We start from the raw sequence: 22654 nt of genomic DNA on the forward strand, positions 1-22654 counted from the left end.
TGGGGCGCTGCCAACCATCGGCAGCGCCCCGCGTCTTAGCCGAGCAGCGGGAGCCCTACGGGCTCCCGCTGCTCGAAGAGCGATGGAAAAACGAATGGCGCGGGCTCTCACCCGCGCCATCGTATTTTCAAGCGATTGATTCGACCGGCTCGCTACGCCTCGACCACTCGCAGCAGCCGCTTCTCTTCCTCGACGGGGAAGGACACCGGGTACTTGCCGCTGAAGCAGGCGTCGCAGAAGCCCTTGCCGTCGCTGCCGACCGACTCGTAGAGGCCCTCGAGCGAGAGGTAGCCCAGGGTGTCGGCGGTGATGTACTTCGCGATCTCCTCCACCGAGTGCGAGGCGGAGATGAGCTCGCTGCGGGTGGGGGTGTCGACGCCGTAGTAGCAGGGCCAGGAGGTGGGCGGGCTGGAGATCCGCATGTGGATCTCCTTGGCGCCGGCCGCCCGGAGCATCTTCACGACCTTGCGGCTGGTGGTGCCCCGGACGATCGAGTCGTCGACGACGACCACGCGCTTGCCCTCGAGGACCCGGCGCAGGGCGTTCAGCTTCAGCTTCACGCCGAAGTGGCGGATCTGCTGGGTGGGCTCGATGAAGGTGCGTCCGACGTAGTGGCTGCGGACGATGCCCATGCCGAAGGGGATCCCGCTGGCCTCGGCGTAGCCGATGGCGGCCGGGACGCCGGAGTCGGGGCAGGGGATCACCAGATCGGCCTCGACCGGATGCTCCTTGGCCAGGATGGCGCCCTGGCGCGTGCGGGACTCGTACACGCTCCGTCCGAAGACGAGGGAGTCGGGCCTGGCGAAGTAGACGTGCTCGAACACGCAGCGGGCGGCGGGGGCGGGCGCGAAGGGGTGAAGGCTCTTCACGCCGTTGCGGTCGATGACCACCATCTCGCCCGGCTCGATCTCGCGCACGTACTCGGCCTCGATGAGGTCAAGGGCGCAGGTCTCGCTGGCCAGGATCCAGGCGCCCTTGAGCTTGCCCAGGATCAGCGGCCGGAAGCCCCGCGGATCGCGGACGCCGATGAGCTGGTCGTCGCTGAGGAAGAGGAGGGAGTACGCCCCGTGCACCTGCTCGAGGGCGAGCCGGATCCGCTCGGTGAGCTCTCGCTCCGGCTGCCGCGCGACGAGGTGGAGGACGACCTCGGTGTCCGAGGAGGAGAAGAAGATCGCGCCCTGGCCCTCGAGCGTCCTCCTGGCGGACTCGGCGTTGACGAGGTTGCCGTTGTGGGCGATGGCGAGGGGCTTGCCCCCGCAGTCCACGGCGAAGGGCTGGGTGTTCTTGATCCCGCGGCCGCCGGCGGTGCTGTAGCGGACGTGCCCGATCGCGGTGGAACCCGGCAGCTTGGCCAGCTTCCCGGCGTCGAAGACGTCGGTGACCAGGCCCAGCTCCTTGTGCAGGTGGAGGGAGGTGCCGTCCGACGAGACGATGCCGGCTGCCTCCTGTCCGCGATGCTGGAGGGCGTGGAGTCCCAGATAGGTGAGGTTCGATGCTTCGGGATGCCCCCAAATCCCGAAGACGCCGCATTCTTCCTTGAGCTTGTCGAACATTTGCGGTGGGGAACACTATACCCGCCCTCAATCCTCCGCCAGCGCGATCGAAATCGACCAGAAGAAAAGAAGAGCGTTTCCGCGCGGAGCGCGGCTGAAGAAGTCGGGCCCGCTTCTGCGGGGCCGATTTCTTCATACGCGAGCGATTTGGTCGATCGGATCGACCCCGTCCCCCGATCGATCGTACAAGGGCCCGTCGTGAGGAACCCCAAGGCAGGCGTGCGATGACCGTGAAGCCCCCGAGGCGCGGGAGGAAGCTCCTCCTCGCAGGCCTGTCGCTGCCTCTCTTCTTCGGGCTCGCGTCCCTGGACTGGCGCCCCGCGGCGGACGAGGTTCCGCCCCGGATCGTCTCCGCGGCCTCGCGGACGGGGATCCTTCTGGCCGGCGCAGGGAAGGCCGAGATCCGCCTGCCCGCCGACGCCACCCTCGCCGGATACAGACCCTTCGGCCGAATGGCGCGCGACGCCGGGCGCCCCGTCTACGTCCGCTCCCTCCTCCTGGAGGTCGGAGGACTCCGGACCGCGATCGTCTCGGCGGAGCTGATGACCCTGCCTTCGTCGCTGGCCGCCGGAATCACGGAGCGCCTTCGGGCCGAGGGGGCGGGCTGCGGAATCGTCGCCGCCACCCACACCCACTCCGGGCCCGGAGGCTACGACCGCGAGGCGCTTCCCCAGGCGGTCGGCGTCGGCCGCTACGACGACGAGGTCGAGAGGGCGATCCTGGACGCGGCCTCGGCCTCCCTGGCTGCAGCAAGGGCGGAGCTGGCGCCGGCCGAGCTCCGGATCGGCGAGGACCTCGCGGGCCTGGGCTCCAACCGCGATCGGCCGGAGAGCCCGTCGGACGATCGCCTCACGGTAGTCCGCCTCGATCGCCCGGCTGGCGGAAGGATCGCCGAGGTCGGGCGCTACTCCGCCCACCCGACGCTCCTCTCGCGCTTCGTGGGGCCGAGCGGGGACTGGCCCGGCGCCTTCATGTCCCGGGTGGAGGAGGAGGGTGGGGTGGCCATCCTGCTCCAGGGCGCAGCGGGCGACGCCCGTGCCGCCGTCGGCCGGACCCCGCCCATCGACGCCGACGATCCGATCGAGCGCTTCGCCGCGGGCCTGGCCACTCGCCTGGGCGACGTCCCTCTATTAGAAGTCCACGCCCCGGTCGCGCTCGGCTGCGCGGAGGCGGAGGTCGCGCTCCCTGCTCCCGACCTCGGCTCGATGGTCCCCTGGCCCCTGGGCCGCGTCGTCTCGAACGCCGCCTCCCTCGTCGCTCCGACCCGGGCCCCGATCACCGCCCTCCGCCTCGACGACCTCGTCCTCCTGGCGGTCCCCGGCGAGCCGACCTTCGGCGCGGCACTGGCGGGCGAGTCCGGAGTCTCGGCGTCGGGCCTTCGGGGCCGCACGGTCTCCCTGGCCGGCGCCTACGTGGGCTACGCGCCCCTCCCTGCCGATGTGGATGACAGGGTCTTCTCCTCCCGCTATGCATGGTTCGGTCCCGGACTGGCGGGGCGGCTCGCGCGAGGGCAGTCCGCTGCGGCCGAGGCCCTGCTCGCAAGGCCGGATCCCGAGGACTTGCAAAACGATCGCCCGGATGATCCGCGGACCCCGGGCGGTTCACCGGAGCAGCCGGGCCGGTAGCGAAAAGACCGACCAGTTACGCCTACTTGGCCGCGATTCGGGCAAGTGGCCGGGCGGGAAGTTTCGCTTGACAACAGATGGGTCCGAGATGATCTTGGGCCGCCTTTTTCCGTCCGAATTGCAGGCAAAGGTGTGTCAACGATGGCGGCGCCGTTCACTGCGGAGCAGCAGAAGAAGTTCGACGAGGAGATCGCCAAGCATCTCGCTCGGTTCCCCGAGGGCCGGAAGGCGGCAGCGATCCTTCCCGGTCTCCACATCGCCCAGGACATCCTCGGCTGGCTCTCGCCCGAGGCGATGCTCCAGGTGGCGCAGAAGTGCGAATCCACCCCGGAGCGCGTGCGCGAGGTGGCGAGCTTCTACGTGATGTACTTCCAGCAGCCCAAGGGGAAGCACGTCATCGACGTCTGCACCAACATCTCCTGCTCGCTGCGCGGCGCCGAGACGCTGATCCAGCACCTCGAGCAGAAGCTCGGCGTGCACATGGGCGAGACCACCGGCGATCAGCTCATCACCCTGCGCGAGTTCGAGTGCCTGGGAGCGTGCGGCAACGCCCCCGTGCTCCAGGTCGACTCCCGCTTCCACATGGACATGACGCTGAAGAAGGCCGATCAGCTCGTTGAAGACCTGCGCAAGCAGGCGGGGAAGAAGTCGTGAGCCAGTTCGAGCGCGTCCTCACCAAGAGCTGGGCCAAGCCGGGCAACCGGTCCTTCGCGGGCTACAAGGCGAATGGCGGCTACGATGCCCTCCCGATGGCGCTGAAGATGCAGCCGTCGGAGATCATCGACACCGTCAAGGCTTCGAACCTCCGTGGCCGCGGCGGCGCGGGCTTCCCCACGGGCATGAAGTGGAGCTTCGTGCCCAAGGACTCGCCCAAGCCCAAGTACCTCTGCATCAACGCCGACGAGTCCGAGCCGGGTACCTTCAAGGACCGTCTGATCATCGAGCAGGAACCGCACTCGCTCATGGAGGGGATCGCGATCGCCTCCTACGCCCTGGGTGTCCACACCTGCTACATCTACATCCGCGGCGAGTACCTGGAGCAGGCCGAGATCCTCGAGAAGGCCATCGCCGAGTGCTACGAGGCCGGGATCTTCGGCAAGAGCGTCCTCGGCTCGGGCTGGGCCCTCGACGTCTACGTGCACCGCGGCGCGGGCGCCTACATCTGCGGCGAGGAGACGGCCCTCCTGAACAGCCTCGAGGGCAAGAAGGGCTGGCCCCGGCTGAAGCCCCCGTTCCCTGCGGTCGTGGGCCTCTTCGGCTCGCCCACCGTGGTGAACAACGTCGAGACGATCAACACCGTGCCCACCATCATCAAGATGGGCGCGGAGAAGTACGCGGCCTTGGGCACGCCCAAGTCCGGCGGCACCCGCCTCGTCTGCGTCTCCGGCCACGTGAACAAGCCCGGGGTCTACGAGATCCCGATGACGCTCACCTTCGACGAGCTCATCCACGGCAAGGAGTGGTGCGGCGGCATCCCCGGCGGCCGCAAGGTGAAGGCCGTGATCCCCGGCGGCTCTTCCGCGCCCGTGCTCCACCACACCGAGCTCGACGTGGCCGCCGAGTACGAGGCCCTCAAGGCCAAGGACAACATGGCCGGCTCCGGCGCCGTGGTGGTGATGGACGACTCCACCTGCATGGTCCGGGCGCTGTGGCGGATCTCCAAGTTCTACGCCGAAGAGAGCTGCGGCCAGTGCACGCCGTGCCGTGAGGGCACGCCGTGGATGGAGCGGATCCTCCGCAAGATCGAGGAAGGGCAGGGCGAACACAAGGATCTCGCGCTGTTGAAGTCGGTGGTGAACGCGATCGCGCCGTACCCGCCCATCGGCCTCGGCACGACGATCTGCGCCCTCGGCGACGCGGCGGCGCTCCCCGTCCACTCCTTCGTCGACAAGTTCCGCGAGGAGTTCGAGCAGCACATCAACGAGCACCGCTGCCCGTTCCCGCATCCCTTCGGCATCCTCGCCGATGAGGGAGTCCGCTCATGACGCCGACCCTGGGTGTCCTCGTCTCCGAGTCGCTGCTCTTCTACCCCCTGGCGTTCGTCGCCGTGGCGGGGGCGCTCTCGATGATCCTCGCGCGTAGCCCGGTCTACGCCGCGATGAGCCTCGTGCTCACCTTCTTCGGGCTGGCCGGTCTCTACGTCCTCCTCTCCGCCGAGCTGATCGCCGCGCTGCAGATCATCGTCTACGCCGGCGCGATCATGGTGCTCTTCCTCTTCGTGGTGATGCTGCTGAACCTCGGAGAGGCGGAGCTCGAAGTGCCCAGGCTGACCCTCGGCGCCGCCGTCGGCGGCGGGGTCGCGCTCCTCTTCTGGTGCTTCTCGTACGTGGTCTTCGAGGGCTTTGGCGCTCCGCTCCCCGCCGTGCTCCCCGAGGGCTTCGGTCAGGTGGCGGAGGTCGGCAAGCTCCTCTACACCTCGTTCATCCTCCCGTTCGAGGCAACCTCCGTCCTGCTGCTGGTCGCGATCGTCGGCGCGGTGGTGGTCGCCAAGGCAAAGATCTAGCGATGGCAACCGTACCCCTCGCACATTACCTGGTGCTCGCCTCGGCCCTCTTCTCGGTGGGGCTCGCGGCGGTGCTCGTCCGGCGCAGCGCTCTCGTCGTCTTCATGGGCGTGGAGCTGATGCTGAACGCGGCCAACCTCACCTTCCTCGCCTTCAGCCGCGCCCACAGCGCGATGGAGGGCCACGCCATCGCCTTCTTCGTGATCGCGGTGGCAGCGGCAGAGGCGGCCATCGGCCTGGCCATCTTCATTGCCGTCTTCCGCACCCGGAAGACCGTCAACGTCGACGAGCTCGACGCGCTCAAGTACTAAGGGGAATCGAACTCAATGGAATGGCTCGATCCATCCAGGGGACTGCCCCAGGCGCTTCACTGGATCATTCTCCTGCCCCTGCTCGGCGCGGCGGTCAACGGCCTCCTCGGCAAGCGTCTGGGCCGCGGGAACGTCCACCTCGTCGCCCTGGGCGCGATCTTCGGCGCCTTCGTGGTCTCGGCGCTGGCGCTCTACCAGGTCTCCTACGGCGCTAGCTCGAAGATCTCCGAGCTCTGGTGGCACTGGTTCACCATCGGCGGCATCCCCGTCGAGATGGCGCTCTCCGTCGATCGCCTCTCGGCGATGCTCATCTGCGTGGTCACGGGGGTGGGCTTCCTCATCCACCTCTTCTCCACCGAATACATGAGCCACGACGAGGGGTACTGGCGCTACTTCGCCTACCTCAACCTCTTCGTCGCGGCGATGGCCACCCTCGTCCTCGGCTCGAACCTGCTCGTCATGTTCGTGGGCTGGGAGGGTGTGGGTCTCGCCTCGTACCTGCTCATCGGCTTCTGGTACACCGACGAGACCAAGGCGTACGCCGGCCGCAAGGCCTTCGTGGTCAACCGGATCGGTGACTTCGGCTTCCTCCTCGGCATCTTCACGCTGATCGGCCTCTTCGGCACGATCGACTTCGCCGAGCTCCAGGCGGCCTCCGCCACCCTGATCCCCACCGCCGTGCTCAAGGGCGGGATCTTCTCGGGCTGGACGATCACCGCGGCCCTCACCTTCGGCTGCCTGCTGCTCTTCGTGGGCGCCACCGGCAAGAGCGCGCAGATCCCGCTCTACGTCTGGCTCCCCGACGCGATGGCCGGCCCCACGCCGGTGTCGGCCCTGATCCACGCGGCGACGATGGTGACCGCCGGCGTCTACATGATCGCGCGGCTCTCCTTCCTCTACGTCTACGCGCCGGGCGCCATGGCCACCGTGGCCGTGGTGGGCGCCGCCACCGCCGTCTTCGCGGCGCTGATGGCCTACGCGCAGAACGACATCAAGAAGGTCCTGGCCTACTCCACGGTGTCGCAGCTCGGCTTCATGTTCATCGGCGTCGGCGTCGGCGCCTGGTGGGCGGCGATCTTCCACCTGGTGACCCACGCCTTCTTCAAGGCCTGCCTCTTCCTAGGCGCCGGCTCCGTCATGCACGGCATGAAGGACGAGACCGACATCCGGAAGTTCGGCGGCCTCCGCAAGGAGATGTGGCACACGTGGGCCACCTTCGGGATCTCCACCATCGCCATCACCGGCGTGATCCCGCTCTCGGGCTTCTTCTCGAAGGACGCGATCCTCCACGCCGCCCACGCGAACCCGAACATCTGGCACCCCTGGGTGCAGACCGTCACCTACGGCCTGGGCCTGCTGGCGGCGCTTTCCACGTCCTTCTACATGTGGCGCATGTTCAACCTCACCTTCAACGGTGAGCGCCGCGAGATGAAGGAGCACCACGCCCACGAGTCCGGCCCGGCGATGACGGGTCCGCTCTGGGTGCTCGCCGGTCTCGCCGTGGGCGCGGCCGTCTGGGGTCTCCCCCTCGCTGGCGGGGCGCGCTTCGAGCACTTCCTCCACGGCGTGTTCGAGCCTGCCAACCGCAACTTCCAGCGGGTGATGGAGCTCGGCGCCAAGGATCTCGGCGTCGCGGTTCCCCCGGCCGCCGGCCACGACCTGGCCGCGATGCTCCCGGGCTACCTGATCGCGCTCGCCATCGCCCTCCTGGGCTTCGGCATCGCCTGGTTCCTCTACCTCGGCCCCGGCAAGGGCAAGTCCGCCCTCATCGTCGAGAAGGCGCCTCGCCTCCACGCCGCCTTCGCCAACAAGTTCTACGTGGACGAGCTCTACGCAGCGGTCGTCATTCGCCCGCTCGGCGGCCTCGCCCGCGTCCTCTGGCAGGTGGTCGACAGCTTCACCATCGACAAGCTGGCGGTGAACGGGACCGCGGTGCTTACGGGCTGGATCGCCCAGCTCTTCCGCTACTTCCAGGATGGAAACGTGCAGCGCTACGCCTTGGTCATGGCCGTGTCCGCTGTCGCGATCCTCTGGGTCTTCCTCTTCTAGGAGCTGGATACCGTGGGTACCGCCCTCCACAATCTCCTCTCGATCGTCACGTTCCTCCCCCTCGTGGGAGCGGCGGTCGTGCTCTGCGTGCCCGAGGGTAAGCTCGGGCGCGGCATCGCCTTCTGGACGTCGATCGTCACCTTCGCCGTGAGCCTCGGGCTCCTCGGCGTCTTCGACACCGCCTCGACCGCGCAGTTCCAGCTCGAGACGAACGTCCCCTGGGTGAAGTCCGCCGGGATCGGCTACCACGTCGGGATCGACGGGGTCTCGCTGCTGCTGATCCTCCTGACGACCTTCCTCATGCCGATCGTGATCGCCTCGGCGAAGACCACGATCACCAAGCGGGTGAAGGAGTTCGCCGTCGCGGTCCTCGTCCTGGAGACGGCCATGCTGGGCGCGTTCATCGCCCTCGACATGGTGCTCTTCTACGTCTTCTGGGAGCTGATGCTCATCCCGATGTTCCTCATCATCGGCGTGTGGGGCTCCGAGAACCGCATCTACGCCGCGGTGAAGTTCTTCGTGTACACGATGGTCGGCTCGCTGCTGATGCTGGTCGCCATCCTCTACATGTACTGGCTCACGGGCGAGCAGGGCGCCGCGCGCAGCTTCGACTACGCCGCGTTCATGGCGCTGAAGATGGCGCCCCAGGTCCAGTTCTGGCTCTTCCTCGCCTTCGCCCTCGCGTTCGCGGTGAAGGTGCCGATGTTCCCGGTCCACACCTGGCTGCCCGACGCCCACGTGCAGGCGCCGGCCCCGGGCTCGGTGGTCCTTGCCGGCGTGCTCCTCAAGATGGGCACCTACGGCTTCTACCGCTTCGCCTTCCCCTTCTTCCCGTCGGCGACCTTCGAGCTGCGTTGGCTCATCGTGACGCTCTCGGTGATCGGGATCGTCTACGGCTCGCTGATGTGCATGGCGCAGCGGGACATGAAGAAGCTGATCGCCTACTCCTCGGTGGCCCACCTGGGCTTCGTGATGCTGGGCCTGTCGGCCTTCACCACTGCCGGCGTCACGGGCGCCGTCTACCAGATGCTGAACCACGGCATCTCCACCGGCGCGCTCTTCCTCCTCGTGGGCATGATCTACGAGAGGCAGCACACCCGCCTCATCTCGGACTACGGCGGAATCGCCCGGATCGTCCCGATGTTCGCGGCGGTCTGGCTGATCGTCACCCTGTCCTCGATCGGCCTGCCCGGTACGAACGGCTTCGTCGGTGAGTTCCTCATCCTCTCCGGCACCTTCGTCTCCAAGCTGCCCGGCGGCCTCTGGTTCGGCGGCATCGCCGCCACGGGCGTGGTGCTCGGCGCCGTCTACATGCTCTGGATGTACCAGCGCGTGTGGCAGGGCCCGGTGGTGCGGGACGAGAACCGCAAGATCCGGGATCTCACCCTGCGCGAGTGGGCGATCCTCGCCCCCCTCGTCGCGCTGATCTTCGTGATGGGCCTCTTCCCGACGCCGTTCCTCGGGCTCGCCGGACCGTCGGTGGAGCGCTTCGTTGGCCACCTCGAGCGCGCCAACCCCGCGCTCGCCGGCGACCCGGCCCCCTCGACCAGCCCGGCGGCTGCCGCAGCAGCGGCGGTGCCGGTGCGGCCGGCGGACGGCGTGCCCAGGCCGCGGATCGAGCCGCAGCTCGCGCCCAACCTCCCGCGGCGGTTCGACATCAAGCCCGGGAATGCTCCCAGGCCGATGCGGCCCCTCGAGCTGCAAGTGGCTCCGAGACAGCCTTCGAACGGTCCTGAAGCGAATCGGTAGCACCAGAAGCGATTGCAACGGAAAGAACGACGATGCCCCAGTTCTCCTCAGCCGACCTCCTCGCGCTCGCTCCGGCGCTCGTCCTCACGGCGGGGGCCCTCGTGCTGCTGATGCTCGAGGTCTTCCAGGACTCGGACAAGCGCGGCTACCAGGCGTGGTTCACCGCGGCCGTCGCGGGCCTCGCAGGGCTCACCGCCCTGCCGATGCTCGGCGCCGACCCGCATCCGATCGTCGCCGTGGCGGGCCGAGCCCCGTTCGCGGTGGCAGACAACTTCGGGGCCTTCATCGCCCTCATCGTCTGCGCCGGCCTCGCGATCTCCTCGCTCGTGGCGGGGAGCTTCCTCCACGCGCGCAACGCGAACCGCGGTGAGTACTACGCCCTGGCGATGTTCGGCGCCGTCGGCATGGTGCTGCTCGGGCAGGGCACCGACCTGCTCTTCATCTTCGTGGCGATCGAGATCATGAGCGTCTCGACCTACGCCCTCGCGGCCTTCCTGCGCCGCGGCGCGAAGCCTGCCGAGGCGGCGTTCAAGTACTTCCTCCTCGGCGCCTTCTCGACCGCGATCTACCTCTACGGCGCGGCGCTGGTCTACGGGGCCACCGGCGGCAAGACCGCTCTTGCCGACATCGCCAACGCGAGCGGCGGCGGCCTCCTCCTCGCCGCCGGCCTCTGCCTGGTGTCGGTGGGCTTCCTCTTCAAGGTGGCCGCGGCTCCCTTCCACATGTGGACCCCGGACGTCTACGAGGGCGCCCCCACGCCGGTGACCGCCTTCATGGCGGTGGGCGTCAAGGCGGCGGCCTTCGCTGCGCTGGTCCGCGTGCTCACCATCGGCTTCGGCGGCGAGACCCTCGCGAGCCCCGAGACGGGCTGGGGCAACGTGGTCGGCGTCCTCGCCCTGGCCACGATGCTGGTCGGCAACCTGCTCGCCGTTCCCCAGCGCAGCGTGAAGCGGCTCCTCGCCTACTCCTCGATCGCCCACGCGGGCTACCTGCTCCTCGGCGTCGCCGCTGCGGCGGTGCCCTCGGTGCGCGCGGTGGCGGGTGAGGGGATCCTCTACTACCTCGCCGCCTACACCTTCACCGGCGTCGGCGCGTTCGCGGTGGTCGCAGCGATCGAGCGCCTCGACGGCGAGGGGCCGATGACCTGGGACCTCGACCGCTTCGCGGGCCTCGCCAAGCGTCGTCCGGCGATGGCGCTGGCGATGGCGCTCTTCATGATGTCGCTCGCCGGCATCCCGCCCACCGCGGGCTTCATTGGGAAGCTCTACATCTTCCGGGCGGCCATCGACGCCAAGCTCTACGGGCTCGCCGTCGCCGGCGTGCTGACCAGCGTGGTGGGCGTCTATTACTACCTGCGCGTGGTGGTCTACATGTACATGCGCGAGCAGGAGGGCGTGCAGCACCCGATCCCCGAGTCGCGGCCGGCCATGGCGGTCGCTCTCGCCGCCGCCGCCATCGGGACGGTCCTCCTCGGGATCCTCCCCTCGCTGATCGGCGACGCGGCCAGCGCGTCGGCGCTGGTCTTGGGCGGGTAGAAGCGCTACCCCCTCATCGGGCGCAAAACGACGGGGTCGGGCGAAAGCTCGGCCCCGTTTGCTGTCTTGGGGCGGTCGGGCGCGCGGGGAGCAGCGGGATCGCGGATTGCGACCTCGTCTTTGCTCCTACGAGAGGGCGAGTCGAGCCGCGTGCCGCGCGCTCCTCACCAGATCGGTGAGCGCGCTCGCCGTGAAGGGCCTCTCGAGCTGCAGCGCGGTGGGAACCTGCTTGCGCGCAGCCCGCAGCGCCTCGGGGTGGGGGCTGCAGAGGACCGGAAACGGGAGCCCCGGCGCGGCGCTGAGGCGCTCGGCGATGCGTCCGGTGAGGAATCCGGCCAGGACGAGGGCGTCTCCGTCCTGCAGCAGGAGGTTGATGACCACGGCGTCGAAGGCGCCCCGCTCCAGGGCGGCCCTGGCGTCTGCCGTGTTGCTCGTCTCGAAGACGAGATGGCCGTCCAGGCGCATGGCGATCGCCAGCGCGCGTCGGAAGTTGGCCTCGTCGTCCACCAGAAGTACCGAGAGCATGCGGAGCTCTAAGGCCTTTTCGTTTCCGCCCCGCGGGTGGCAGGGCTACGTGCGAGCCGGACGGCATCACATCGACATCGAGGATCGGGCGAATGCATCGTCCGTACCAGGGGGCTTTTGCGGCCCGATGCGATTTTTCGCGGACGAGGTGAAGGGAGCCGATCGCTTGATGCGTCTGTAGTGGGCGGAAGGGCCGAGGGAGCGGGTGAGAGCCCGCGGGAGGTAGGGCCTTCCAACCTCGAGGCTCGGGAGGGAGCCTCGGGGTGCGTCGGGGGACGCGGAGGGGGGAGCCACCAGGGGACGCGCTGAAGTTCGGCGCGGGGAAGGTGGCAGGGAGCCTGGTCGGGAGCCTGGTCGGGAAGCATCCGGCCAGGAAGCCGCCAGGAAGCCGGGAGCGGGGCTTCAGGGCCTGCCTGGGGGGCTGCTGGAGGGGGGCCGGAGCGACCGCTGGGGATCGGTTTGGGAGGCCGATCGGAGGGGCGGTAGCTCGGGCAGAAAAAAGGCAGAAAAAAAGAGAGCGGGCTCGGCACCGGGGGGAGTGCCGAGCCCGCTCAGGGATGAAGTCCGGCGGCCAATGGCGCGGAAGGGGGGGGACCAACCTGCTGCCCGGCACCAGACTTCGTTCGGGGCATGTGCAGACAGCGTGCCAACGTCGTCGATCCCGAAAAGGCCCAGGATTGGCGGTTTGGCGCCCCAATACGCCCATCCGTCGCGTAGTTATCTTTCAGATTTGCGATCCTGCTATGTTGGTTTCCCAACATATCCAACAATTGCAGGCGCTTGCGCGGATTTCGTTTCTGAATTGACGGATTGCAGAAGTGAAAGATGGTCGACTCGACCTCCGCTTCGTGGAGGTGTCCCACTCGGGCCCATAGCGAGCCCCGACCGCCGCACGATCGGAGCCACTCTCGGCCCGTAGGAGCCGAGGACGAGGGTCAGCCGAGGCCCAGTCGCCGAGACTTCCGCCACAGGGTGGTGGGGGAGACCCCGAGCTCGCGCGCCACAGCGGCGAGGTCGCCGGGGTTCCTCTCCATCGCGGCGGCGATGGCGGCCCGCTCGGCCTGATCCACGACGTCCGACAGGCGCATGACGTCCGAGGAGGGCGAAGGCGCGGGGCCGGCCGGCCCGATGTCGAAGTCGGGGGCGCCGATCCGATCTCCGGCGGAGAGCGCCGCCGCCTGCTCGACGAGGTTTTCGAGCTCGCGGACGTTCCCCGGGAAGTCGTGGGAGAGCAGCCGCTCGATCGCGCTCTCGCCGAGCTCCTTGGTGGCGCCGTTCCTCCGGTTGAACTTGGCGAGGAAGTGGGCTGCGAGGAGGGGGACGTCCGAGAGGCGCTCCCGAAGTGGCGGGACCCGGATCGGCACCACGTTGAGCCGGTAGAAGAGGTCCTCGCGGAAGCGCTTCTCGGAGATGGCCAGGCGCAGATCCTGGTTCGTAGCGGCCACGACCCGGACGTCGACCTTGACCGGCCGCGACTCGCCGACGCGGCGGATCTCCCGCTCCTGGAGCGCTCGGAGCAGCTTCGCCTGGAAGTTGACGTCGGTCTCACCGATCTCGTCGAGCATGAGGGTGCCACCCTCCGCTTCCTCGTAGAGGCCGCGCCGGGCGCTGACGGCGCCGGTGAACGCGCCCTTGGCGTGGCCGAAGAGCTCGCTCTCGAGCAGGGATGCGGTGAGCGCGGCGCAGTTGACCGCCACGAAGCTGCGCTTCGCCCTGCCGCTCGCTGCGTGGATCGCGCGGGCGACGAGCTCCTTTCCGGTGCCGGACTCGCCCGTGATCAGCACCGTCGTCTCGGTGGGCGCCACCCGGACGATGCGGGCCAGCATCTCGCGCAGCGGCGCGCTCTGGCCCACGATGCTCTCGAGGCCGTACCTCTCGCGGAACTCGCCGGCGAGGGCGGTGACCTCCCGCAGGAGACGCTGCTTCTCGAGCGCCTTGCCCACCCGGACGAGGAGCTCGCTCTCCTTGAAGGGCTTGCTCAGGTAGTCGGCGGCGCCGAGCCGCATCGCTTCGACCGCGGTCTCGATCGTGCCGTACGCGGTCATCACGACCACCTGGGTCGCGGGGCTGACCTCTTGCACCCGCCGCAACATCGCGAGGCCGTCGAGGGGCTCCATCCGCAGGTCGGTGAGGACCAGGTCGAACGCGCCCCGATCGATCGCCCGGAGGGCTTCCTCGCCACCCTCCGATTCCTCGACCACGTACCCGTCCTGACGAAGGACGATCGCAGTGGTGGCGCGCATGTTCTTCTGGTCGTCGACGACCAGGATTCGAGCGGAGCCGGGCGGGCGCTCGTGACTCATCTAGCTGTCTCCTCGAAGGGTAGGAACACGTTGAAGGTGCTCCCCTCTCCCTGCCGGCTCTCGAACGTGATCGTGCCGCGATGGTCGTCGAGCACCCGCTTGACCACGGCGAGACCGAGGCCGGTGCCCGTGGCCTTCGTGGTGAAGAACGGCTGGAAGATCCGCTCGGCGAACTCGGGCGCGATCCCGCCTCCCTGATCGCGGACTTCGATTCGGATTCGCGATCCCTCCGCCTGTTCGACCCGCACCTGCAGTCTGCCGCCCTTGGGCATCGACTGGATCCCGTTGAGGAAGAGGTTGAGCAGCGCCTGGCGCATCATTCCCTTGTCGAGGGGGACGAGCGGGAGCGAGGGCGGAAGGTCGAGCGTGGTCTCCACCCGAGCGGCGGAGGTTCCGGGGTGGCTCGCGGAGACACGGAGGGCCTCCTCGATCAAGGGCCCCAGGGGCTCGAGCTGCATCGAGGGAACGCGCGGCCGCGCGAACTCGAGGAGCTCGCGGACGATCCGGTCGAGCCTCTCGGCCTCCTCCCCGACGATGTCGAGGAGCACCTTGGCGTCGCCCTCCGGGCGGAGGAGGCGCCCGAGGGATCCCAGCGAGTTGAAGATCACGCCCAGCGGATTGCGGACCTCGTGCGCCACCATTGCCGCGAGCTCCCCCAGCGCGGCCAGGCGCTCGCGCTCGACCAGCTCCTCTTGCGTTCGGCGCAGCTCCGCGTAGCTGGTGCGGAGGTCGTCGTAGAGCCGGGCATTCGCGATCGCCACCGCGATCTGGTGGGCGATCAGCGTCACGCGCTCGATCTCGGCCGCTCCCCAGGCCCGAGGGTTGCGGACGTCGTCGACGATGATGCAGCCGATGGCGGAGTTACGGACCACCAGCGGAACGGCGAGGAGGCTCTTCTCGCCGAAGAGCTTCGTCCGGACGCCGTGCGCGTGCTCGGTGAGGGAGACGTCCTCCACCACGATCGGCTGTAGCGCACGCACCGCCTTCGCCGCCAGCGTGCGGCCCGCGAGCGGGATGCGCACGCCGCGGAACATCTCGCGCCAGGTGGGGTTGGAGCAGCCGACCCCGCGGAGCTCCTTTGAGTCGTCGTCGACGAGCAGGATGAAGGAGTTCGATGCGTCCACCATCCGCGCGAGGCTCTCCGCGGAGACGTCGAGGATCTCCTCGAGCTCGAGGGAGCCGGTGATCGCGCGCCCCACCTCGAGCATGAGCGTGAGCTCGTCCGCCCGTCGGGTCGCGCCCGCGAGGAGCTGCTCCAGCTCGCTTGTCGGGCCAGATGGGGTCGTGGTGGGCTTCATGGCTCTCTCACGCGCTTCGAGCGGGCGTCCGCGGCGTTTCGCCGAGGATACCCTCGATCAAGCGCGCCGGCGGCCGGGGTATTTCGCGCAAGAGCTCGTGACGAAATCACGAGCGCTCGCGGAGCCGAAGGCCGAGCAGACGAAAAGAAGAGCCGCGCGAGGGCGGGCGCCAGCGGCGCCACACAAGCAGAGCCGTCCGATCGCAGGGCAGGCGAGAGAGCGCCGGATCGTCCGGCGCCGAGGCGATCAGATGCCGACGCCGGCCAGCTCCTCGTCCGAGGCGTCGTCGTCATCCAGGCCGCCCACGGCGCCCGGGGACGGGTTGTAATCCCACGCGAAGATGACGAGGTCACTGGTCTCGAAGTCGTGGAAGTCCGGCCGATAGCCTCCCTTGCGCATCGCCAGCGTCGCCGTGCGGACCTCGACGGCTCCGGCCTCGAGCGCTGCCTCGCGGGCCGCCTCGAGGGTGACGCCCGTCCCGGCGATGTCGTCCACCACCAGCACGCGGTGCCCACGGAGCTCGCCCGGCATCGTCGCGGCGGCCTCGACGCCCGTGCCGGAGTCGCGGCTCCGGCGGTGGACCCGGACCGGGAAGAAGGGAAGTCCGAGCGCCGACGAGATCTCCTGTCCCGCGAAGACGCCGCCCTTGGCGACGCCGACGACGATCTCCGGATCCCAGACGCGCTTCACCTTCGATGCGATGGCGCGGCCCGAGGTAGCGATGGCCGGCCAATCGAGCTCGCGAAGGCCGTGCTGCCCACCCTGCGAGCGATCGCGGGCGGTGCGGGCGGGGCCGTTCGACGACGCGCGCGGTCGATCCAACGCCCGAATCGGCGTTCCCGTCTCGGGAGCGAGGTGCCCGTCGGCCTCTTCGCCGAGCACGTCCTTCCGCCTCTTGGAGACGGGGGCGCGCGAGGTCTTCGTGGCGGGCGCCTTCGAAGGCACGCTTCGCTTCTTCTGGAGCGCGGGCTTGTTCGACGCGCCCTTGGAAGCGGCGACCTTTGCCGCAGGCTTCTTGGCGGCGGTCTTGGCAGTGACGGGCTTGGTCGCAGGGTTCTTCGCAGCGGCCTTGGCAGCGGCGGGCCTGGTCGCAGGCTTCTTCGAGGCGGCCTTGGCAGCGGCGGGCCTGGTCGCAGGCTTCTTCGCGGCGCCCTTGGCCGCAGGCTTCTTCGCGGCGGCCTTGGCGGCAGGCTTCTTCGCGGCGGCGGGCTTGGCGGCAGGCTTCTTCGCTGCGCCCTTTGCAGCGGCGGGCTTTGCCGCAGCCTTCTTCACGGTGGCCTTGGCAGCGGCGGACTTGGCCGCAGGCTTCTTCACGGCGCCCTTTGCAGCGGCGGGCTTTGCCGCAGGCTTCTTCACGGCGGCCTTGGCAGCGGCGGGCATTGCCGCAGCCTTCTTCACGGCGGCCTTGGCAGCAGCGGGCTTGATCGCAGGCTTCTTCGTGGCGGCCTTGGCAGCAGCCGGCTTCGCCGCAGCCTTCTTCGCAGCGGTTGCAGCGGGCTTCTTCACGGAAGCCGCTGCCCGAGCGATCGAGCTCTTCTCCACGCCGGCCTTTCCCGCCTTCCGGGCAGCGCCTCGTGCGGCGTTTTCGGGAGCACCACGAGCCTTCGTGCTTCGGGTTGCATCTCGACGCAACATCCACCTCGCCGTGCAGGCCAAACGGCCATTTGAGCAGGAAGCTGTTTGTAGTCGACTCCCGGACCCCGTGCAAGACGCATTGGCCTGCGCGGCGGGGCTGATCGGCGGGCGCTTCCGACGGGCGCCCGATCCTCCGCCGCGCGCCCGCGCCGCATTGACGCGACGCGATTTGACACGCTGCCGGGGCAGTCCTATACCCGCCCGCAAAAACCCGCGGCCCATTGGGCGCGGAATGCGAAAGAGGCGGCGATGGAGCTCTTCAAGGCGATGTCGGACAAGGCGTACGAGGCCGTTCACTTCTTCCACGATGCCGAGACCGGCCTCCGCGCGATCATCGCGATCCACGACACGACCTTCGGTCCCGCCCTCGGCGGCGCGCGCGCCCTCTCCACCTACGCGAACGAGGAGGCCGCTCTCGTCGACGCGCTCCGCCTCGCCCGCGGCATGACCTACAAGGCCGCCCTCGCCGGGCTCCCGCTCGGTGGCGGCAAGTCCGTGATCATGCTGCCGAAGACCCCCTTCGACCGCGCCGCGCTCTTCACCGCGTTCGGTCGCGCGATCGAGTCGATCGGCGGCCGCTACATCACCGCCGAGGACAGCGGCACCTCGACCGAGGACATGGACAGCATCCGCCGCGGGACGTCCCACGTGGTGGGTCTCGCCAAGTCCCGCGGGGGCTCTGGTGACCCCTCGCCGTTCACGGCGTTCGGCGTGCTCCGCGGCATCCAGGCCGTGGCGAAGTTCTCCCTCGGCCGCAGCGACCTCGAGGGGCTGAAGGTCTCGATCCTCGGCGTCGGCCACGTGGGCTTCCCGCTCGCCCGCCTGCTCAAGGAGCAGGGTGCCGAGCTCTGGGTCGCGGACATCAACGACGAGTCCGTCCGCCGCGCCCAGGACGAGCTCGGCGCGAAGGCCGTGCCGACCTCCGACCTCCCCGGCCTCGACGTCGACGTCTTCGCTCCCTGCGCGCTGGGCGGCTCGATCAACGACCAGACGCTGCCGATGCTCCGCTGCAAGGCCGTCGTGGGCTCCGCGAACAACCAGCTCCTCGAGGAGCGCCACGGCGTCGAGCTCCAGAAGCGCGGCATCGTCTACGCGCCCGACTACCTGGTGAACGCCGGCGGCCTCATCAATGTGGCCCTCGAGGTCGACGGCTACGACGAGAAGAAGAGCCGCGAGCTCTGCTCGGCGATCTACGACACCATGTACATGATCCTCGAGCGGGCGAAGGCCGAGGGCTCGCGGCCCGAGGTCGTGGCCGACCGGATCGTGGAGGAGCGCCTCGCCTCCGCCAAGAAGGCCAAGGCGATCGCCTGATCCCCGCACGTCTCATCGGTTGACGTGAACGAGAGCGCCCCCCGGGGCGCTCTCGTCGTTCGGGGATTCGGATTTCCTCGTGGCGAGGCCCCCCGAGCCTCAGCCCTCTCCGCCGGGCCTCATCGAATCCAGGAGGCCGAGGAGCTCCTCGGCGGTGAAGCGGTAGACCGTCTTGCAGAACTCGCAGGAGAGCTCGGCTCCCTTGTCGGTGGCCACCATCGAGAGGATCTCGTCCTCGCCGGCCGCGATCACGCCACGCTCGGCCCGCTCCCTGGAGCAGGTGCAGCGGTAGGAGAGGGGGATGTCCTCCAGCACGTCGAGCGGTCCGAAGCCCTCCAGCACCGGCAGGGCGAGCTGGGTCCCGCCGCGATCGGTGCGCCCGAGCTCGCGGCGCAGGGCTCCGTCGCGGAGCCTCTCGACGATGGTCGCCAGCGCGGCGTCGTCGCCGCCGGGCAGGCGCTGTACGAGGAGGCCGACGGCACGGGACGGCATCCGCGCCTCATCCGCCTCGACCTCGATCGCGACCGCGGTCGGCACCTGGTCCGAGGCCTCGAAGTAGCGCTCGAGGTTGCGATCCAGCCGCTGGAAGTCGAGGCCCACGGAGCCGCGGTAGAACTCGCCCGTGGGGAGCTCGCGCAGCACCGAGACGTAGCCCTCGGGGCCGATCGAGTACTCGAGATTGGACGGATCGCGACCGGGGAAGTCGACCCGCTCGGCGCGCACGTAGGCCCGCAGGTTTCCTTCCGCCGACCCCTCGGCGAACATCCCCTTCAGCGGCCCATTTCCTTCGAGCTGGAGCGTGACGCGCTGCTCGCCCTTGCCCAGGCCGCCCACGAGGGCCGCGCCTGTGAGGATCTGGGAGAGCACCATGGCGGCCGTGGGCTCGCAGCGATGGATCGAAGCGGCGTGCTGGGACACGCCGGTGGCGAAGGCGACGAGGACCCTGAGGTCGTGCTCGGGGAGGAGCGCGCGGACGATGTGGTCGCGGGACATGGCGCGAAGCCTACTCAGAGCGTGCAAAGAAATCATCCCCGCATCGCAGGGGCGATTTCTTCGGCTTCGCGTGCGCGATCGCGCCTCTTTTCGTCTGCTCGCCTCCGGCTCGCAGGCGGCGGGGGGCCAAGCGAGATGATCACTCGGCTGCCAGGCTCCGGATGGTCTCGCGCAGGCCGTACTCCGGCTTCCAGCCGTGCTCCTTGGCGAACCGGCTGCCGTCGATCGTGCAGAGGAACTGGATGTAATCGAGCTCGCCGGGCGGGAAGTCGGAGAGGCGGAGCTGGAAGAGGCGCCGCAGGAAGGACCGGGCGAGGATGTGGGGGACCGGCAAGGGCGACCGGCCCAGCTCCGAGAGGGCGGCGGAGAGCGGCACCTCGCCGGGGCCCACCACGTTGTATACGCCTCGGACACCCGGCGTGAGGGCGAGCACCATGGCCCTGCAGACGTCCTCCATGTGGATGAGCTGGACCATCGGATCGAAGCCCATCAGCACCCAGGGGTGCTTCAGCCGGAGGTATCGGGTGGCCGCGTTCCGGATGGTCGGTCCCACGATGTGGACCGGCCGAACGATCACGGTCTCCACCTCCGGGTGCTTCCAGATGAAGGATTGGGCGAGGATGTCGACCTCCACGAGGTCGCGGATCTCGCCGAAGCGCGCGGCCGCCATGAGCGGCGCGTCCTCCGTGAGGAAGTTGGTGTTGTCCGGGTGCGGGCCGTAGACGTTGGCCGACGAGAGGACGACCAGCTTCCGAACGCCGTGGCGGGCGCAATATTCGAGGGCCTTGGCGGTGCCGAGGACGTTGAAGTGGTGGAGCTCCTCCGCGCTCATCCGCGGGTCGTGGGAGATCCCCATGTGGATCAGCGCGTGGATCCGGCCCTTTCGGAAGAGGTCCTCCGCCTTGCGCTTGCGGATGTCCACGTGGTGGACGTCGAGATCCTTGGGGCGTCCGGGAAAGGGACGGCGGTCGATGCCCACGACCCGCTCCTTCCCGTGGAGCTGCTTCGCGAGCGAGCGCCCGAGGTTCCCGGAGATCCCGGTGATCGCGACGGCTGGAGAGTTCGAGGCCATGCGCTCACCAGAACACGTGCTTGCGGGCACGGATCCCTTCGTTGACCATCGTCTGGATCACGGACCGAACCTGCTTCACTTTGCGTGAGAGCTCGTCGTCGTCGTCGTCGGGGCGCCCGGTGAACCGCATCGGATCGCCGAAGTGGATGTGGTACCGGACCGGAAGCGGAATCGGCACGATCGTCGGCGTGATCGGGAAGGCGGGCATCCGGAGGAGCCTGGCGGCCGGCTTGAGATCGAAGAGGGCCGGGGCCTGCTCCTCCGCGCCGATCACCGCCACGGGGACGATGGGGCTGCCGGTCTCGAGGGCGAGTCGCATGAAGCCCTGGCCGAACTCCGCGAGCTGGTAGCGCTTCGAGAAGAGCTTGTTGACCCCGCGGGTGCCCTCGGGAAAGACGAGGATCGCCTCGTCGTTCTCCAGCAGGCGGATGCAGTTCTGCGGCGTCCCCACCACCTGCCCGCACCGCGCCATGAACACCGAGACGTAGGGGAGGGTGGGGACCCACTTCTCCACCATGGAGCGGATGGCCCGCGGGCGGTTCGCCTCCGCCAGGAGCGCGGTCCCGATCATCGCCCCGTCGATCGGGAGCTGGCCGGAGTGGTTGGAGACGAGGAGCACCCGCCCCCTCGGCACCTTCTCGAGGCCGTAGGTCCGAACCCGGAAATAGTTCTTGTAGAGCCAGAGGAGGGGCCCCACCGCGGCGAGGACGTAGTCGAGATCCATCCCGAAGGGATCGACGCCGTACTCGTTCGAGCGGCGGGCCAGCGCCTTCAGCTTGCGCTCCGTCTCCTCGCCACCGAGCTTGAAAGTGAGGTTTTTCAGGCCATCCTGGAGGGCCTGGCCGATCCCCGCGGACATTCCACCATCGTAGGAGCGCGGGACCGGCGGCGCAAAGCCGAAAACCAGATCAACCCAGCGACGGCGCGAGGCGGAGGGCAGCCTCCTCGAGGGTCACGACCTCGAAGTCGTGCTGGAGCCACGCGACGAGCTCGCCCAGGCGATGCCGCTTGGTCGCGGAGGAGAGGGAGAGCGCCCGTCGCTTGCGGGCGAGCTCGCGGCCCAGGCCGTCGTTCTCATCCAGGAGGTCGGCCCCCTGGAGGCGGATCCCGAGGAATGTCCTCTTCCGGAGCGAGCGGTAGAGCGCGGCCATCGCGGGTCTCGGCAGGGTGACGAAGAGGCCTCCGTCGAGGCGCCGCCGGAGGAAGGGGATGGTCGACGTCGGCAGCTCGACGAGCTTGGCGCTTCCGGTCTGGGCGGGAGCACGGGGGTTCGGGCGGTAGGGCGTCCGGGGCTGGGCGAGGAAGCCGGGGAACGGCGCGCTCGCGTCGTAGAGCAGGCCCTGGTCTTCGAGGATCTCCAGCAGCGCCGCCGAGATCGGCCATTCGAGGAGCCGGAAGCCCAACGGGCGTCGGCCTGCGACCTCGCCGATCCTCGTGACGGCGCCGCCGATGGCGGCTCTCGTGCGCTCGTCGGCCGGGAGGAAGAGGGCGGCGATCTCGTGCCCGAGGCGTGCGGCCCCTGCGACGGCGAGCGCGGAAGCGTCATCGTGGAGATCGTCCGCGTTCGCGAAGAACGTGGCGTGCACGCCCTGCCGATCGAGGAGCTCACAGAAGCGCTCGGGAGCCCTCACGCCCACCGCCGTCACCCCGGCGGGCGGAAGGCGTCGCTCGTCGATCCCCCCGCGCCTGCACAGGGACGGGAAGCCCTCGAGGTCGATCGAGATGCACGCGAGCTTGCGCATCCGGGAATCCTAGTCGAGCGGCGATCGGCGGCCGTGGCACTTCTTGCCTGACGTTTTCCGCGTGGTAGCCTCGCCGAAATTTCCCGGGGCCACGATGAGAGTTGGTTGTCCAGGCTGCAAGGCCACGTTTTCGATCGATGGGGGGCGTGTCCCGGCGGGCGGCATGCAGTTGAAGTGCCCCGAGTGCGGAGCCGTCTTCCGGGTCAGCCATCCGGGCGGTGGCGCACCGGGCCCCCGAGGAGCGGCTGGCGCGGTTGGACCGGCTGGGCCCGTGCCCCTCCCGGGCGCTCCGGCGGCGGGCGGGAACGGGGCCGGCGCGGTTCCTCTTCCGGGTTCTCCGGCGACGCCGGGCATCGGCGCGGCAGGGGCGGTTCCACTTCCGGGCTCTCCGGCCACCGGGGCGCCTGGTGCCGTACCTCTTCCGGGCTCGCCGGGAAGGGGCGCGGC

Annotated in this window: 18 protein-coding genes and 1 pseudogene; 10 read left to right on the forward strand and 9 right to left on the reverse strand. The window is 69.1% G+C overall.

The genetic code is table 11. The features are described 5' to 3' along the window. Nucleotides 1-152: 152 nt before the first annotated feature. The gene (gene purF / locus AKJ08_RS00220) at nucleotides 153-1553 is read right to left on the reverse strand and encodes an amidophosphoribosyltransferase (RefSeq protein ID WP_050724227.1); all 1401 of its coding nucleotides are present in this window, start codon (nucleotides 1551-1553) and stop codon (nucleotides 153-155) included. A 224-nt stretch (nucleotides 1554-1777) separates the two neighbouring features. On the opposite strand from purF, the gene AKJ08_RS00225 reads away from it, so the two are divergent. From AKJ08_RS00225 to AKJ08_RS00260, 8 genes are all read left to right on the forward strand, one after another. After that, nucleotides 1778-3178: a neutral/alkaline non-lysosomal ceramidase N-terminal domain-containing protein gene (locus AKJ08_RS00225; RefSeq protein ID WP_050724228.1), complete on the forward strand. Its 1401-nt coding sequence runs from the start codon at nucleotides 1778-1780 to the stop codon at nucleotides 3176-3178. A 141-nt stretch (nucleotides 3179-3319) separates the two neighbouring features. Beyond that, nucleotides 3320-3832, forward strand: coding sequence for an NADH-quinone oxidoreductase subunit NuoE family protein (locus AKJ08_RS00230; RefSeq protein WP_050724229.1), 513 nt, complete (start codon nucleotides 3320-3322; stop codon nucleotides 3830-3832). Beyond that, nucleotides 3829-5163 carry an NADH-quinone oxidoreductase subunit NuoF gene (gene nuoF / locus AKJ08_RS00235; protein ID WP_050724230.1) on the forward strand — a complete coding sequence of 445 codons (1335 nt, stop codon included), beginning with the start codon at nucleotides 3829-3831 and terminating at the stop codon, nucleotides 5161-5163. Before AKJ08_RS00230 ends, nuoF begins: the two co-directional genes overlap by 4 nt. After that, nucleotides 5160-5681, forward strand: a complete 522-nt coding sequence (locus tag AKJ08_RS00240) for an NADH-quinone oxidoreductase subunit J family protein (protein ID WP_050724231.1) — start codon at nucleotides 5160-5162, stop codon at nucleotides 5679-5681. Before nuoF ends, AKJ08_RS00240 begins: the two co-directional genes overlap by 4 nt. 2 nt (nucleotides 5682-5683) lie before the next feature. Next, nucleotides 5684-5992, forward strand: a complete 309-nt coding sequence (gene nuoK, locus AKJ08_RS00245; RefSeq protein ID WP_050724232.1) for an NADH-quinone oxidoreductase subunit NuoK — start codon at nucleotides 5684-5686, stop codon at nucleotides 5990-5992. A gap of 15 nt (nucleotides 5993-6007) precedes the next feature. Then, nucleotides 6008-8041, forward strand: coding sequence for an NADH-quinone oxidoreductase subunit L (nuoL, locus tag AKJ08_RS00250; protein WP_050724233.1), 2034 nt, complete (start codon nucleotides 6008-6010; stop codon nucleotides 8039-8041). A gap of 12 nt (nucleotides 8042-8053) precedes the next feature. Beyond that, nucleotides 8054-9790: an NADH-quinone oxidoreductase subunit M gene (locus AKJ08_RS00255; RefSeq protein ID WP_082342476.1), complete on the forward strand. Its 1737-nt coding sequence runs from the start codon at nucleotides 8054-8056 to the stop codon at nucleotides 9788-9790. A 32-nt stretch (nucleotides 9791-9822) separates the two neighbouring features. After that, complete coding sequence (locus AKJ08_RS00260) at nucleotides 9823-11325, forward strand: NADH-quinone oxidoreductase subunit N (protein ID WP_050724234.1); 1503 nt, start codon at nucleotides 9823-9825, stop codon at nucleotides 11323-11325. 126 nt (nucleotides 11326-11451) lie between these two features. Here AKJ08_RS00260 and AKJ08_RS00265 read toward each other — a convergent pair whose 3' ends face one another. The 4 genes from AKJ08_RS00265 to AKJ08_RS00280 form a co-directional block, all read right to left on the reverse strand. Beyond that, entirely contained in the window at nucleotides 11452-11850 is a 399-nt protein-coding gene (locus AKJ08_RS00265) for a DNA-binding transcriptional response regulator (protein ID WP_050724235.1), read from the reverse strand. Nucleotides 11851-12785: 935 nt separating this feature from the next. Continuing rightward, nucleotides 12786-14153 carry a sigma-54-dependent transcriptional regulator gene (locus AKJ08_RS00270; protein ID WP_050724236.1) on the reverse strand — a complete coding sequence of 456 codons (1368 nt, stop codon included), beginning with the start codon at nucleotides 14151-14153 and terminating at the stop codon, nucleotides 12786-12788. Next, the gene (locus AKJ08_RS00275; protein ID WP_050724237.1) at nucleotides 14150-15451 is read right to left on the reverse strand and encodes a GAF domain-containing sensor histidine kinase; all 1302 of its coding nucleotides are present in this window, start codon (nucleotides 15449-15451) and stop codon (nucleotides 14150-14152) included. Before AKJ08_RS00275 ends, AKJ08_RS00270 begins: the two co-directional genes overlap by 4 nt. 246 nt (nucleotides 15452-15697) lie before the next feature. After that, nucleotides 15698-16993 carry a phosphoribosyltransferase gene (locus AKJ08_RS00280; protein ID WP_050724238.1) on the reverse strand — a complete coding sequence of 432 codons (1296 nt, stop codon included), beginning with the start codon at nucleotides 16991-16993 and terminating at the stop codon, nucleotides 15698-15700. 342 nt (nucleotides 16994-17335) lie between these two features. Between AKJ08_RS00280 and AKJ08_RS00285 the strand changes: the two genes are divergently transcribed. Continuing rightward, nucleotides 17336-18400 carry a Leu/Phe/Val dehydrogenase gene (locus AKJ08_RS00285; protein WP_050724239.1) on the forward strand — a complete coding sequence of 355 codons (1065 nt, stop codon included), beginning with the start codon at nucleotides 17336-17338 and terminating at the stop codon, nucleotides 18398-18400. Nucleotides 18401-18499: 99 nt separating this feature from the next. Here the strand turns inward: AKJ08_RS00285 and hslO are convergent, their stop codons facing one another. The 4 genes from hslO to AKJ08_RS00305 form a co-directional block, all read right to left on the reverse strand. Continuing rightward, nucleotides 18500-19393 carry an Hsp33 family molecular chaperone HslO gene (gene hslO, locus AKJ08_RS00290; RefSeq protein ID WP_050724240.1) on the reverse strand — a complete coding sequence of 298 codons (894 nt, stop codon included), beginning with the start codon at nucleotides 19391-19393 and terminating at the stop codon, nucleotides 18500-18502. A gap of 139 nt (nucleotides 19394-19532) precedes the next feature. Next, the gene (locus tag AKJ08_RS00295; RefSeq protein WP_050724241.1) at nucleotides 19533-20465 is read right to left on the reverse strand and encodes an SDR family oxidoreductase; all 933 of its coding nucleotides are present in this window, start codon (nucleotides 20463-20465) and stop codon (nucleotides 19533-19535) included. A gap of 4 nt (nucleotides 20466-20469) precedes the next feature. Continuing rightward, complete coding sequence (locus AKJ08_RS00300; RefSeq protein WP_050724242.1) at nucleotides 20470-21324, reverse strand: lysophospholipid acyltransferase family protein; 855 nt, start codon at nucleotides 21322-21324, stop codon at nucleotides 20470-20472. 49 nt (nucleotides 21325-21373) lie between these two features. Next, on the reverse strand, nucleotides 21374-22207 hold the full coding sequence (locus AKJ08_RS00305; RefSeq protein WP_050724243.1) for a polysaccharide deacetylase family protein: 834 nt from the start codon (nucleotides 22205-22207) through the stop codon (nucleotides 21374-21376). A gap of 94 nt (nucleotides 22208-22301) precedes the next feature. Between AKJ08_RS00305 and AKJ08_RS20780 the strand changes: the two are divergent. Then, nucleotides 22302-22400: pseudogene (locus tag AKJ08_RS20780) on the forward strand (zinc-ribbon domain-containing protein); the annotation flags it as partial. Nucleotides 22401-22654 lie beyond the last annotated feature (254 nt).

Source organism: Vulgatibacter incomptus, assembly GCF_001263175.1.
Lineage (GTDB): Bacteria > Myxococcota > Myxococcia > Myxococcales > Vulgatibacteraceae > Vulgatibacter > Vulgatibacter incomptus.

Excerpts from the sequence above, each read along its gene's own strand:
- purF (WP_050724227.1), bottom strand. The coding sequence starts at position 1,553 with ATGTTCGACAAGCTCAAGGAAGAATGCGGCGTCTTCGGGATTTGGGGG.
- AKJ08_RS00225 (WP_050724228.1), top strand. The coding sequence starts at position 1,778 with ATGACCGTGAAGCCCCCGAGGCGCGGGAGGAAGCTCCTCCTCGCAGGC.
- AKJ08_RS00230 (WP_050724229.1), top strand. The coding sequence starts at position 3,320 with ATGGCGGCGCCGTTCACTGCGGAGCAGCAGAAGAAGTTCGACGAGGAG.
- AKJ08_RS00240 (WP_050724231.1), top strand. The coding sequence starts at position 5,160 with ATGACGCCGACCCTGGGTGTCCTCGTCTCCGAGTCGCTGCTCTTCTAC.
- nuoK (WP_050724232.1), top strand. The coding sequence starts at position 5,684 with ATGGCAACCGTACCCCTCGCACATTACCTGGTGCTCGCCTCGGCCCTC.
- nuoL (WP_050724233.1), top strand. The coding sequence starts at position 6,008 with ATGGAATGGCTCGATCCATCCAGGGGACTGCCCCAGGCGCTTCACTGG.
- AKJ08_RS00260 (WP_050724234.1), top strand. The coding sequence starts at position 9,823 with ATGCCCCAGTTCTCCTCAGCCGACCTCCTCGCGCTCGCTCCGGCGCTC.
- AKJ08_RS00265 (WP_050724235.1), bottom strand. The coding sequence starts at position 11,850 with ATGCTCTCGGTACTTCTGGTGGACGACGAGGCCAACTTCCGACGCGCG.
- AKJ08_RS00270 (WP_050724236.1), bottom strand. The coding sequence starts at position 14,153 with ATGAGTCACGAGCGCCCGCCCGGCTCCGCTCGAATCCTGGTCGTCGAC.
- AKJ08_RS00275 (WP_050724237.1), bottom strand. The coding sequence starts at position 15,451 with ATGAAGCCCACCACGACCCCATCTGGCCCGACAAGCGAGCTGGAGCAG.
- AKJ08_RS00285 (WP_050724239.1), top strand. The coding sequence starts at position 17,336 with ATGGAGCTCTTCAAGGCGATGTCGGACAAGGCGTACGAGGCCGTTCAC.
- hslO (WP_050724240.1), bottom strand. The coding sequence starts at position 19,393 with ATGTCCCGCGACCACATCGTCCGCGCGCTCCTCCCCGAGCACGACCTC.
- AKJ08_RS00295 (WP_050724241.1), bottom strand. The coding sequence starts at position 20,465 with ATGGCCTCGAACTCTCCAGCCGTCGCGATCACCGGGATCTCCGGGAAC.
- AKJ08_RS00300 (WP_050724242.1), bottom strand. The coding sequence starts at position 21,324 with ATGTCCGCGGGGATCGGCCAGGCCCTCCAGGATGGCCTGAAAAACCTC.
- AKJ08_RS00305 (WP_050724243.1), bottom strand. The coding sequence starts at position 22,207 with ATGCGCAAGCTCGCGTGCATCTCGATCGACCTCGAGGGCTTCCCGTCC.